Annotated in this window: 12 protein-coding genes; 1 reads left to right on the top strand and 11 read right to left on the bottom strand. The window is 41.5% G+C overall.

Translation table 11 applies throughout. The features are described 5' to 3' along the window. The first annotated feature begins 255 nt into the window (after window positions 1–255). On the top strand, window positions 256–1,458 hold the full coding sequence (locus BLP87_RS13900; RefSeq protein ID WP_074462992.1) for an IS110 family RNA-guided transposase: 1,203 nt from the start codon (window positions 256–258) through the stop codon (window positions 1,456–1,458). A gap of 766 nt (window positions 1,459–2,224) precedes the next feature. On the opposite strand, the gene BLP87_RS13895 is transcribed toward BLP87_RS13900, so the two are convergent. The 11 genes from BLP87_RS13895 to rsxC form a co-directional block, all read right to left on the bottom strand. Then, window positions 2,225–3,208 carry an ArsR/SmtB family transcription factor gene (locus BLP87_RS13895; protein WP_074463201.1) on the bottom strand — a complete coding sequence of 328 codons (984 nt, stop codon included), beginning with the start codon at window positions 3,206–3,208 and terminating at the stop codon, window positions 2,225–2,227. 14 nt (window positions 3,209–3,222) lie between these two features. Continuing rightward, window positions 3,223–4,032 (bottom strand): ABC transporter permease, encoded by an 810-nt coding sequence (locus BLP87_RS13890; protein WP_074463200.1) that lies wholly within the window; start codon window positions 4,030–4,032, stop codon window positions 3,223–3,225. Beyond that, entirely contained in the window at window positions 4,029–5,024 is a 996-nt protein-coding gene (locus BLP87_RS13885) for an ABC transporter ATP-binding protein (RefSeq protein WP_074463211.1), read from the bottom strand. The genes BLP87_RS13890 and BLP87_RS13885 overlap by 4 nt, the downstream gene beginning before the upstream one ends. 7 nt (window positions 5,025–5,031) lie before the next feature. Next, window positions 5,032–5,844, bottom strand: a complete 813-nt coding sequence (locus BLP87_RS13880) for an ABC transporter permease (protein WP_074463199.1) — start codon at window positions 5,842–5,844, stop codon at window positions 5,032–5,034. A gap of 258 nt (window positions 5,845–6,102) precedes the next feature. Beyond that, window positions 6,103–6,258 (bottom strand): hypothetical protein, encoded by a 156-nt coding sequence (locus BLP87_RS16125; protein ID WP_176756658.1) that lies wholly within the window; start codon window positions 6,256–6,258, stop codon window positions 6,103–6,105. A gap of 125 nt (window positions 6,259–6,383) precedes the next feature. Further along, window positions 6,384–7,178: an RnfABCDGE type electron transport complex subunit B gene (locus BLP87_RS13875; protein ID WP_074463198.1), complete on the bottom strand. Its 795-nt coding sequence runs from the start codon at window positions 7,176–7,178 to the stop codon at window positions 6,384–6,386. 27 nt (window positions 7,179–7,205) lie between these two features. Next, complete coding sequence (locus BLP87_RS13870; RefSeq protein WP_330390080.1) at window positions 7,206–7,793, bottom strand: electron transport complex protein RnfA; 588 nt, start codon at window positions 7,791–7,793, stop codon at window positions 7,206–7,208. Then, window positions 7,790–8,485, bottom strand: coding sequence for an electron transport complex subunit RsxE (gene rsxE / locus BLP87_RS13865; RefSeq protein ID WP_083334627.1), 696 nt, complete (start codon window positions 8,483–8,485; stop codon window positions 7,790–7,792). Before rsxE ends, BLP87_RS13870 begins: the two co-directional genes overlap by 4 nt. Beyond that, on the bottom strand, window positions 8,482–9,102 hold the full coding sequence (locus tag BLP87_RS13860; RefSeq protein WP_074463197.1) for an RnfABCDGE type electron transport complex subunit G: 621 nt from the start codon (window positions 9,100–9,102) through the stop codon (window positions 8,482–8,484). The genes rsxE and BLP87_RS13860 overlap by 4 nt, the downstream gene beginning before the upstream one ends. Further along, window positions 9,099–10,049 (bottom strand): RnfABCDGE type electron transport complex subunit D, encoded by a 951-nt coding sequence (locus BLP87_RS13855; RefSeq protein ID WP_074463196.1) that lies wholly within the window; start codon window positions 10,047–10,049, stop codon window positions 9,099–9,101. The genes BLP87_RS13860 and BLP87_RS13855 overlap by 4 nt, the downstream gene beginning before the upstream one ends. Window positions 10,050–10,062: 13 nt before the next feature. After that, window positions 10,063–11,379, bottom strand: a complete 1,317-nt coding sequence (rsxC, locus tag BLP87_RS13850) for an electron transport complex subunit RsxC (protein WP_074463195.1) — start codon at window positions 11,377–11,379, stop codon at window positions 10,063–10,065. Between the last annotated feature and the right edge of the window lie 203 nt (window positions 11,380–11,582).

Raw genomic sequence — 11,582 nt, 5'->3', positions numbered from 1 at the left:
TTTAGTACCATAAAAGTGTAGTTGTTAGAGAGTAATTAACTCTGACATCTGCACTTATTTTTTTATAATAAGGGGAGTAATTGGTCTGACGTGGCTCTTTTTGGATCAGCGCATCCGTCATATAAACCGTTAGCCAACCCCTTATTATAAGCATTCGCTTAAGCAGGTAGGGAGAAACACCCGCGTAACCAACTAAACTGAATGGTAATAAGTGTGGCTGGAGCAATTACTATTTACAGTTGGAGGAGGTTCAGAATGATTAGTGTTGGAATTGATGTATCAAAAGGAAAAAGCACTGTCTGCATACTTAAGCCGTATGGAGAAATAGTGTGCAGTCCTTTTGAAATGCAACATGTTGAGAAGGGGCTAGACGGACTCGATAGTATTCTCCAGAAGTTAGATGGTGAAATACGTATAGTCATGGAAGCAACGGGCATCTATCACTTGCCAGTATTGACTTATCTTACAGAAAAAGGCTATTTCGTATCTGTAGTAAATCCTTTTGTGATGAAGTCATTCGCAAAGGATAACAACTTTAGGGGTGCAAAAACTGACAAACTTGATTCGGTCATGATTGCTAATTATGGAATTGAAAAGTGGTTTAAACTCCAAAAGTATGAAGGTGCCGAAGAGGTATATGCTGAGCTGAAGCTGCTAGGGCGCAGATATAGGTACTATATGGAACTCCATGTTAAGGCTTTACAAGAATTAACTCATATCCTCGATTATGTCATGCCTGGAATCAAGAAAAAGTTTAATAGCTGGAACGAATCAAGCAACAAGGACAAGTTAAGCGATTTTGTGGAAAAGTTCTGGCATTATGATGTAATTACTTCCATGGGTCTTGAAAAGTTCAAAGATGAGTACCTTCTCTGGGCAAAAGAAAAGAAATATCACCGGAGCATATCCAAAGCTGAAGAAGTCTATGAATTAGCATCCGGTGGCATTCCTACACTATCTTCCAGTACCCCATCGACCAAAATGTTAGTACAGGAAGCAGTATCAGTATTAAGGGCTATAGATAGCTCCTTGGCTACTATATTAGCACGAATGCAGGTTCTTGCTAAGTCCTTACCAGAATACTCTACAGTTAGAGAAATGGGTGGTGTTGGAGATGTGCTAGCGCCAAAACTAATTGCAGAAATAGGAGATGTAAGAAAACTTCATAGTGCAAAATCTCTCATTGCTTGTGCCGGTATAGATCCACCGCCTTACGAGTCAGGACAATTTGTGGGCACAAATCGAAGGATGACAAAGAGAGGATCATCAACTTTACGAAAAGTAGGATATGAAGTAATGAGGGGACTTAAGAGTCATCCGGCGCCCAAAGATGCTGCTGTATATAATTATATAATCAAGAAAGAAAATGAGGGAAAGTGCAAAAAACACGCTAAAATAGCGGGATTAAATAAATTTCTACGTATATATTATGCAAGAGTAACCGCAGTCTACAAATAAGTAGCAACAGCTATAAAAAGGCTGGAATTATTCATCCAGCCTTTTTGTGATGCTTAAAAATGGTAAAATTGAAAACACTTAAAAATAAGCCGTTTCGCTATTGACATTTGTTAGCAGGTTTATATTCGCAGATTTTCTTCTATCTTACAAAAACTCCCCACACCCCGAGGGTACGCAGATGCAGTATTTTTGATGCAACATCTCAAAGCATTATATTGTCCGTGAGATTGGATAAGCATATGCTGCGCTTCATCAACTCGCAAATGCACCTTAGGAATTCCGTCTGCTTATGCAGCTTCATTTTATACCATCGTTTGTTTTTCTTAAGGTCAAAGACCACTTTCCTGCATGCGGAGAAAAATGTCTGAAGCAGGACGCCTAGATGTATTAAAGCGGTCATGGTCATGTCCGCAAAGCGGACTTCCACAACAAATAGAAGCACGAACTTCCGAGCTCATCATTTCGAGTTCGGAAGTTCGTGCTTTTATTTGTTGTAGGCGCTACGCGCCGTATGACCATGACCTGATAAAGTTTATCGGGGCGTCCTGCAAGTTCTTTTCGGAGCATGCATAAAAGGAAAGTGGTCTGACCTTTAGAAAAACACCGATGGTATATCGAAGCTGCACAAGCAGATGTAATTCCTAAGGTGCATCTGCTCAGACAACTTCGCGCAGCATATATCCAATCTCCCGGACAATATAATTTCGATGAAAGCATCAAAAATACTGCATCTGCGTACCCTCGGGGTGTGGAAAGTTTTTGTATCTTACATAAGATATTCATATATGCGATAAGTCAAAAAGTCCAAAGCGGTTTCATCGACGGAATATATCATATAATTCCCTTGTCGCCTCTTTTTAACCAGTCCGCCTTCGCTTAAAACCTTAAGCTGCTTGGATACAGCCGCCTCCGATATGCCAAGTTTCTTAGATAAATGCTTTGTTGAATCGGGCATATGCTTTAAACTTCTTAAGATCTTAAGTCTTGTCGCATCCGCCAATCCGTTATACAGCTCAACAAGCTCTTTGGGCGGAGAACTCTGGATCTTTTTATTATTGAAATACTTTACAGTAAAAAGCTCTTTGTTATTATGCCCCATGATAAGATGCGGGCTTAAAAAAGTGCTTCCGGTCAGATAGATTTTATCAATATCGTCATAGGCATAATGAAACTCTCTGTTTTTATAAAAAACAATTTCCCTATCCGATAGTTTAAGCCTGTCATGTATGGATGAAAGTTCCTTTGCCATTCCTTCTTTTTCCCACGCTTTAAAAACTTTTCTAAGCGCAGCGATCATAAGCGGCTCTATGATCACTGCTTCATTCCTGAAATACTCTTCATAAAACCTGCGCGAAACTTCAATTATCCTCTTCTTCTGAGATAAAGTCACATCCCTTTCGTTTAGTTCAAATATTCTTTTCCATCGTCTTATATTATATCCGTCAAGAGTAAAAAGAGCCTCTTCGATATCCATGTTTCTTATATCTGTGCGGTCGTCAAACAGCAAAAAATCAGGCGGTGCCAGCCACTCTCTTGTACACTCCGAAAGTGCCCTTATCTCATCCAGAAGCTCTTTATCAACAAGGCGCTTTACTCTCTCACACCATTCAGCCCTTCCCGTATGATGCTCCGGATTGCATATCACATGCATTGCCGCAAACATCTCAAGAAGCGGAGAAAAAAATATCTCTCCGCTCATACCATATGTCCAAGATCCTTCAATTCTGTCTGTATATATACCAATCTTCATTTACTTCCCTTTTTTCAGAAAAGGATAAAATTTCCTGTCTTTCTCATATGTCTTTCAACTACATATATTGTAATCAATGTTGCCGAAAAGAGCACCAGAATTATTATAATGCTGATGATAAAGACTTTTTTCATATCACCTATCCCCGCTGCGTTTAGCGTAACCTGCCTCAGTGCCTCCAATGCATATGTAAGCGGAAAAATGCAGCTTATAAGCCTCGCCCACTGCGGAAAGATATTTACAGGAATCTTTACTCCCGCAAAAATCTCCATTGGCTCCTCAAGAACGGTAAACAAAAAATCCGAATCTCTTGAATACAAAAAGCAGGCATTCATAAATGCTCCCCAGCACAGCGACGCGCACAAAAAGATCGGAATCACCGCCATAAGCCCGAAGAGATTTATATTTAGCGCCGCTTTATTATAAAAAATAAGTAGCATCCCAAAAACAACCATAGCTACAGAGCCCTCAAACACCGATGATAAGGCATTTCCAAAGATCACGGCTATGCGGCTTGCAGGAGAAAGATAGATATATTCCAGAGTCCCGCCTTGTCTTTCCTGAGAAAAGTGCCACGCCGACTGGACCACGGACCTGAAAAAGCTCATCCCCATATAGCCGATAAGCAAAAATACCGGCATATTTCCTCCGCTGATATATGAAACAATACTTCCTTCAACATCAAAAGCCTTGTAACTGTAGTAACTTGCCATAAAACTCAAGAGCGGCCACAAAAACAACGATACATATATCAACATATTGTTAAAATAGTTCCTGTGTTGCTTGTGGCATTCCGCAATAAGCACCTTGATAAAATTCTTCATGCGATATCAATCCCCTTATTTTCAATATTTTGAGAAAGTTTTATCACTGCCTGCTCAAGTGAAGGCTCAACCTTGTGAAGCTCATTTATCACAAGCCCTTCGTCAACCGCAAATGCTGCAATATTGGACGACAGCTCTGCCTTTGAACTTATCACTGCATTTCCCCCTAGATGCTCGACTTCCGATTCAAAGTCGATACCTCTTAAATAATCTCTCAGCTTAATAACTATCGCTTCATCCATTCCCTTTACGGAAAAGATATATCGATTTCCCGAAAAAACATAGTCTGTAAGATCCTTCTTAGTTCCCTCAAATACAAGCTCCCCGGCGTTTACCAGATATATATAATCACAGAGTTCTTCTACTTCAGACAGATAATGTGATGTCAATAAAATCCCTTTCTCCTTCTCTTTTGCAAGCCTCCTTATCTCCTTGTGCAGTTCCTGAGTAACTATGGCATCCAGACCTATTGTGGGTTCATCCAGAAATATGTACTTCGGATCGTTTATCATCCCTCTTGCTATCTGCAATCGCTGCTTCATTCCCTTGGAAAATGTCTCAACGGGAAGATCTGCTTTTCCCTCAAGCCCGACAAGCTTAACGAGTTCTTCAATCCTTTTTTTCAAAAGATTATTCTCTATTCCGTAAAGCTGCCCGTAGTACCAGAGGTTCTCATAAGCGGTCAGTTTCCAATATATCATCCTCTCACCGCCGGCTATCATATTTATCTGTCTCTTTACAATGTCGGGATGGGCTATCGCATCAATCCCGTCAAAGGTATATGTCCCTTCCGTAGGCTCTATAAGCGTTGTCAGCATCTTTATGGTAGTCGTCTTCCCTGCTCCGTTTATTCCGAGAAGTCCCACAATGCCGCCTTTTTCCATCCTGAGCGAAATGTTTTTGACCGCTTCAATCTTCTCTTTTTTTATGAAAAAAAACTTTTCTCTTCTCTTTACTTCATATATCTTCTTTAAACTATTAACTTCTATCATATCTGCTTTATCCTTCCATCTTTTCAAGTGTTATTTTTTCCAGCTGTTTCATGAGCGGTAGACCCGTAAAAACGTACACGGTTCCCGCTATGAATACTTTGATCCCTATATGAATAAACCTGTCCGTAGAAAGCCCACCGAAAAACGCTGAGCGTATAAGCGTCAGACTGTCTGTGACAGGTATGATATCCCCGATCATTTGGAGTATCTTCGGTAAATATTCTTTTGGAAAAGTTATCCCGCATACCAGAAATATTGCCGCAAACAACGTGTTCTGGGAAACATAGGTATCCCTTGCATAGATCATCACGCATCCCAGAATAAGAGACAGCCCAAAGAATCCGTACAATGACAAAAGCACAGCCGTTATAAATTTCCAAAGACAGAATTCATGTATCCTAAGTCCAAAGAATATGCCTATTATTGCCGCGATGACCGTCTCTCCCAAAGTCATGATCGTCTGCAATATCATATTTCCCACAAAATACGATGTTCTTCTAAACGGTGCGAGCATAAGACTTTCAAGTGTCCCCTCACGAAGTTCGGTAATAAGCCTTCTGCTTACGTTAAGGCACGTCCTTACAACAAACAGATATACCAGACTTCCTACTATCGCATAGCTCATATAATCGCTTGTTCCTGCAAGATCGGCGAAATCTGTCGCAAGTCTCTTTCTAAAAAAATAATGGTACATCATCCAGGCACCAAATACGGTATAGAAAGATGTCAAAATACATCCCACCATAAAATCGACCGGATAAGCACGAAGCCGTATCTGAAACTCTTTCCCGATTGTCGCCCTTAAAACTTTTAAATCCATTTGCGCTCCTTCTGATTAACTGTTTGGTTAATCATTTTATTTTTTCCAAAATTTGAACGCATTTTAATCAGTCTCCTGCGATTTGTCAATCGTATAATTTCCCCGTAATACACAAAAGAGCTGCCACACTGTTCTAAGTGTGTACAGCTCTTTTTAGACCTTACGTCTTATTATTAAATTTCAATGTTTTCAAAAAATATATCCCATATGTTTCGACGGACGATTCCGTATCTCTAAACTCAAGGATTTGGTAATCAATTAATAATTCATACTTTTAAGCATTTCGATAGCGGTCTTATTTCTTCCATCGGAAACGGGATACTCGTACTTCTTCAAAAGTCGCTCCCTCATCTCCTCAGGATGATTATATAATTGATCCATAATTCTATCAAAAGCTTGTCTCCATTCGCCCATACTAATGTACCTCCATTTGACAAACAACGATAGCGTGTACAATAGTATAGTTTTTTAGAGATTTAATCAATAGGTAATTCAACCAAAAATATGAAATAATTTTTTGCCAACTTCTATTCTTGAAGTCAGATTGCAGCAATAGCCTTCTTTGGACACTTTGAAACGCAGGTGTCACAATGTACGCACTTATCCTGATCGATACTAGCAACATTGTTCTCCACAACTATTGCGCCTTCAGGACAGTTTTTCTCACAAATATGACATCCGATACATCCCACTTTGCAATATTTATTGACATATTTACCCATATCCTGTGACTTGCAGGTAACAGCCTCTCTTGCATCGTAAGGAATGAAATCGATAAGGTGTCTCGGGCAGATATCAACGCACTTTCCGCAAGCCTTACACTTTTCCGTATCTACAATTGCAACACCGTTTACTACATGTATCGCATCAAATTTGCACACCGATACGCAGCTTCCACCGCCAAGGCATCCGTATCCGCATGTCTTTGCTCCGCCACCGGGAGCCTGTGCCTGGAATCTACAGTCCGGAGCGCCCTTGTATTCATACTTCTGGGTTGCCTGCTCGCAGTCGCCGCTGCAATGCACAAACGCAACCATTCTCTTTGTTTTTTCAGCCTTTACACCCATTATCTCAGAGATTACCTCTGCTACCGGTGCTCCACCGACAGGGCACTGATTTACAGCCGCTTCTCCTTGTGCTATTGCCGTCGCACAACCCGAACATCCCGGATATCCGCAACCTCCGCAGTTATTACCGGGAAGTGCTTCAAGGATTGCAGCTTCTTTTTCATCAATATCAACATGGAGCTTAAGATCTGCCACACCAAGGATCAATCCTATGGCAACTCCAACGCCTGCAACAACAATCGTTGCTATGATTATTCCACTGATCATAAGTCATTCTCCTTCTTTCAGCCCTTATTACTTCAAAGCTGAAAATCCCGTAAATGCGATTGCCATAAGTCCCGAAGTAAGGAGCACAAGCGGCATTCCCCTAAAGCTCTCAGGTATGTCGTTATACTCCATCTTCTCACGAAGTCCTGCCAAAATAACTATCGCAATGGTAAATCCAACGGCTGTTGAGAAGCCGCATACCGTACTTCCCTCGATGGTATAGTTGTCTGTAACGTTATTAAGCGCAACACCGAGAACCGCACAGTTTGTCGTGATAAGAGGAAGATACACTCCAAGTGCCTTGTACAGTGAGACCATATATTTTTTCAGTATCATCTCAACAAACTGAACAAGCATCGCAACAACAAGAATAAACACGATTGTCTGCAAATATCCGAGATCAAACGGTTTAAGAACAAACCAGTAAATTGTACTACATACAAGTGATGAAAGAGTCATTACGAAAATACACGCTCCGCCCATTCCAAGCGCAGTGTCGATCTTTTTTGAAACACCGAGGAACGGACAAAGTCCGAGGAACTGACTCAAAACAACGTTATTGATAAGAGAAGCGGAAAGTATGAGCACAAGAAATTCCCTAATTGTATCTGTCATTTTTTCTCAGCCTCCTTCTTTGCTACTTTTGCTTTCATTCTGTTCATTGCCGCAATAAGAAACGCAAGTACAAAGAACGCGCCCGCCTGCTGAACAAAAATGCTGATAGGTTGATATTTTGCAAGATATCTTCCGACAATTCCCGTGATAACCGTATCAGGGCCAAGAACAGGCACATTAAAAGCCGTTCCCGCACCGATGAGCTCTCTGAAAAGACCTATAACGGTGATCGCGCAGGTAAATCCGATTCCCATTCCGACTCCGTCAAAAAATGAAGGAACAATGCCGTGTTTACTTGCATACGCTTCCGCTCTTCCGAAAATGATACAGTTTACAACGATAAGCGGTATATACACACCGAGTGCCTTGTTAAGTGTCGGCACATATGCCTGCATAAGAAGCTGAACCAAAGTAACAAACGAAGCGATTACGACAATAAACGAAGGAATCCTGACCGTAGCAGGTATAATCTTTCTTAATGCCGAAATTACCGCATTACTGAGTGCCAAAACAAATGTAGTCGCAAGTCCCATTCCAAGTCCGTTTGTAGCGGAAGATGTAACCGCCAGTGTCGGACACATACCGATCATCAATACAAGTGTAGGGTTCTCAGCAATGAGACCGTTAAAAAATCTCTCGGCGGGAGAATCCTGTTCCAATCCCAGCGCGCCTTTCTTTATTTCTTTACTCATTGCCTTGCTCCTTTCTTCAATGCCTTTTCAAAATATGCATTGGCAACGTCCACACCATCCGTAATTGCCTTAGACGTAATTGTTGCTCCGGATATTGCCTCGATCTGGGAACCTGAATCCGAAAGCTGTCCCGACTTCACAACGGAAAACTGCACGGCATTTTTTCCCGCAAACTGAGGTGCGATGATCTTCTCCGCATTCATTCCCAGTCCCGGTGTCTCCGCGATTGAAATAATGGAGATTCCGTTCATCTTTCCGCCGTTGGTTATTCCGACCGTGAATATTATCGAGTCACCATAACCTTTGGTCTTGATCTGAAGAACGTATCCGAGAAGATCTCCGTTCAGATCGAGCGCCTGCTTTATGCCCTGCAAGCGAACTCCTTTAACACCAAGTTCATCATACACATCTTCCAATATGCCTTCATCCCACCTGATGTCATTGAATGTGATAGCATCACTGAATACGGACTGGTTGGCCTTGTTCTGTGCCAGCATATCCTGATAAGCTATCGGATCTTTTGTAACCTGATATACAAGTCCAAGCAAAGCTCCGGCAACCAAAGTAATGATAAAAAGTATTAAGGCGTTTTTTATCATGCCAAAGAATTCTCTCATGCTTTTCTCGCCTCCTTTTTAGCTTTTCCTCTGATTCCGAACGCTCTCGGAATAGTCACTCTTTCAATAAGCGGCACCAAAAGATTTCCGATTATGATAGCATATGAAACACCCTCTGCATTTGCTCCGAAAATACGGAAAAGTCCGGTCAAAATACCTAATATAATTCCGTAAATATATCTTCCCTTAGGAGTAATGGGGCAGGTTACATAGTCTGTTGCCATAAAGAATGCACCGAGCATAAGTCCGCCGCCCGCAAGTTGTGCGGCAATATATCCCCAGTTAAAATGATAGGTTCCGAACAGACCTACAAAAGCCACAAATGAAACAATATAGCTGAATGGAATAACATAATCTATTACTCCCACAGCAAAAAGGATGATTGCTCCGATAACAATACAGAGCATAGATGTCTCTCCTATTGTTCCCGAAGTATTTCCTATGATCATGTCCTTGATATTAACCTGAACGCTGTTCTTAAGGTTAAAAAGCGGTGTTGCTCCGGAATATGCATCACAGTTAAAATTCGTCATTATTGCCGGAAATGAGATCATCAAAAAGCATCTTGCACCGAGAGCAGGATTCATAAAATTCTGTCCTACGCCTCCGAAAAGCTGCTTAACCATAACGATCGCAAAAACTCCGCCGAGTACGGGAACCCAGAGCGGCGCTGCAGGTGGCAGGTTAAGTGCAAGAAGAAGTCCCGTTACCACCGCGGTAAAATCACCTATGGTAATAGGCTTACGAAGCACCATTGCGCTTATGATCTCAGAAGCAACGCAGGATGCGATTGAAACTCCGATCAAAAAGATAGTGTAAACACCAAAATTGTATATTCCATATCCGGTAGCCGGAAGAAGCGCGATAAGTACCCAGATCATAATATTTGAAGTGGTCACGCTTGATCTGACATGCGGATTGGATGACACCTTTCTCAATTTATCCATCAAAATGTCCCCCTTACTTTTTCCTGTTTGCAAGCTGTATTTTTCTCATACCTTTGATCATCTGAGTAAGCTGTCTCCTTGCGGGACAAATATAACTGCAGCATCCGCACTCGCAACATTCCATTCCATATAACTGTAAAAACTTTTTCTCATCGTTGTGTTCTACCGCATCCGCAAGATTCTTGGGAATAAGTCTTTCGGGACACACTTCGACACATCTTGCACAGTTGATGCAAGCCGATGGTTCAAACTGTGAAACCGCATCTTTTGTAAGACACGTAAGTGCAGATGCAGTCTTAGTTGTGGGAACATCGAGATCGAATATGGCAAATCCCATCATGGGACCACCGGATATTATCTTTGCAGGCTCCTTGTGGAAACCTCCGGCATCTTCCAAGAGCTGGGAATAGCTTGTTCCAATCCTTACTTTGTAGTTTCTCGGATTTTCAACAGCATCACCTGTAATGGTAACGATTCTCTCCATAAGAGGTCTTCCCTCTTTTACAGCTCTGCAGACAGCACAAAGAGTATCAACATTATCAACGATACAGCCTGCATCCGCAGGAAGCATGGATGAGTTGATCTCTCTTCCCGTTACGGCATAAATAAGCATACGCTCGGCGCCCTCGGGATATTTAGTCTTAACAGCTTTTACGCTTATATTTTCCAAGTCCTTTGTAAGATCTCTGAATATCTTGATCGCGTCCGGTTTATTATCTTCAATCGCAAGTATTCCTCTGGCATTAGGGAAAATGCTAACGGCAATCTTCAGTCCTTCCAAAAGCAGTTCAGGTTCCTCGATCATACGTCTGTAATCGGAAGTCAGATACGGTTCGCACTCTGAGCAGTTAGCAATTACATAATCGATCTTATCGGGTTCCTTGGGTGATAATTTAACAGCGGTAGGAAAGCCTGCGCCTCCCATACCTACCACGCCGGCCTCTCTGACAGCTTCAATCTTGTCTTCTGCTGTCATCTCGTCATAACGCTTGCGCGGTCTGAATCTCACCTCATCATATCGTTCATCGTTTTCAACGATGATACTCTCACACATAGCTCCCGTAGCAAGTCGTCTCGGTTCGATTGAGACAACGGTACCGGAAACAGTTGCATAAATAGGCGCAGAAACAAAGCCGTTTGCCTCCGCAATCTTCTGTCCGGTCAAAACATGGTCTCCTACGGCAACAATGGGCTTTGCTGGTGCACCAATGTGCTGTGACAAAGGATAAACCAAGTCTCCTTTTGGTAGCACTGATTTTATGGGCTTATCCTTAGTTAACTCTTTGCCTTCATAAGGATGTATACCGCCCTTAAAAGTACCTTTTGCCATTTCCTACCCTTCTTTCGATTGTTTTAGAAAAATATTTACCTGAATAGATAATTTCAGATTGGTCTTTATACCACTACTTTAATTGTATCAAAATTTTAATCAAAATTAATGATTAATCTCAAAAATTGCGGTTATTATTTTAACAAAATACTGCTTTAGTTTTTGTGGTACAATTATTTATAAGGTGATTTTTGAAAGTAGGT

Origin of the sequence: Butyrivibrio hungatei, assembly GCF_900101605.1 — a bacterium.
In the GTDB taxonomy this organism is placed as follows: Bacteria; Bacillota; Clostridia; order Lachnospirales; family Lachnospiraceae; genus Butyrivibrio; species Butyrivibrio hungatei_B.
The sequence above is the reverse complement of the archived record's forward strand: the minus strand, read 5'-3'. Positions and strand labels throughout refer to the sequence as shown.

Excerpts from the sequence above, each read along its gene's own strand:
- BLP87_RS13875 (WP_074463198.1), bottom strand. The coding sequence starts at position 7,178 with ATGATCAGTGGAATAATCATAGCAACGATTGTTGTTGCAGGCGTTGGA.
- BLP87_RS13900 (WP_074462992.1), top strand. The coding sequence starts at position 256 with ATGATTAGTGTTGGAATTGATGTATCAAAAGGAAAAAGCACTGTCTGC.
- BLP87_RS13895 (WP_074463201.1), bottom strand. The coding sequence starts at position 3,208 with ATGAAGATTGGTATATATACAGACAGAATTGAAGGATCTTGGACATAT.
- rsxC (WP_074463195.1), bottom strand. The coding sequence starts at position 11,379 with ATGGCAAAAGGTACTTTTAAGGGCGGTATACATCCTTATGAAGGCAAA.
- rsxE (WP_083334627.1), bottom strand. The coding sequence starts at position 8,485 with ATGAGTAAAGAAATAAAGAAAGGCGCGCTGGGATTGGAACAGGATTCT.
- BLP87_RS13890 (WP_074463200.1), bottom strand. The coding sequence starts at position 4,032 with ATGAAGAATTTTATCAAGGTGCTTATTGCGGAATGCCACAAGCAACAC.
- BLP87_RS13860 (WP_074463197.1), bottom strand. The coding sequence starts at position 9,102 with ATGAGAGAATTCTTTGGCATGATAAAAAACGCCTTAATACTTTTTATC.
- BLP87_RS13880 (WP_074463199.1), bottom strand. The coding sequence starts at position 5,844 with ATGGATTTAAAAGTTTTAAGGGCGACAATCGGGAAAGAGTTTCAGATA.
- BLP87_RS16125 (WP_176756658.1), bottom strand. The coding sequence starts at position 6,258 with ATGGGCGAATGGAGACAAGCTTTTGATAGAATTATGGATCAATTATAT.
- BLP87_RS13855 (WP_074463196.1), bottom strand. The coding sequence starts at position 10,049 with ATGGATAAATTGAGAAAGGTGTCATCCAATCCGCATGTCAGATCAAGC.
- BLP87_RS13885 (WP_074463211.1), bottom strand. The coding sequence starts at position 5,024 with ATGATAGAAGTTAATAGTTTAAAGAAGATATATGAAGTAAAGAGAAGA.
- BLP87_RS13870 (WP_330390080.1), bottom strand. The coding sequence starts at position 7,793 with ATGACAGATACAATTAGGGAATTTCTTGTGCTCATACTTTCCGCTTCT.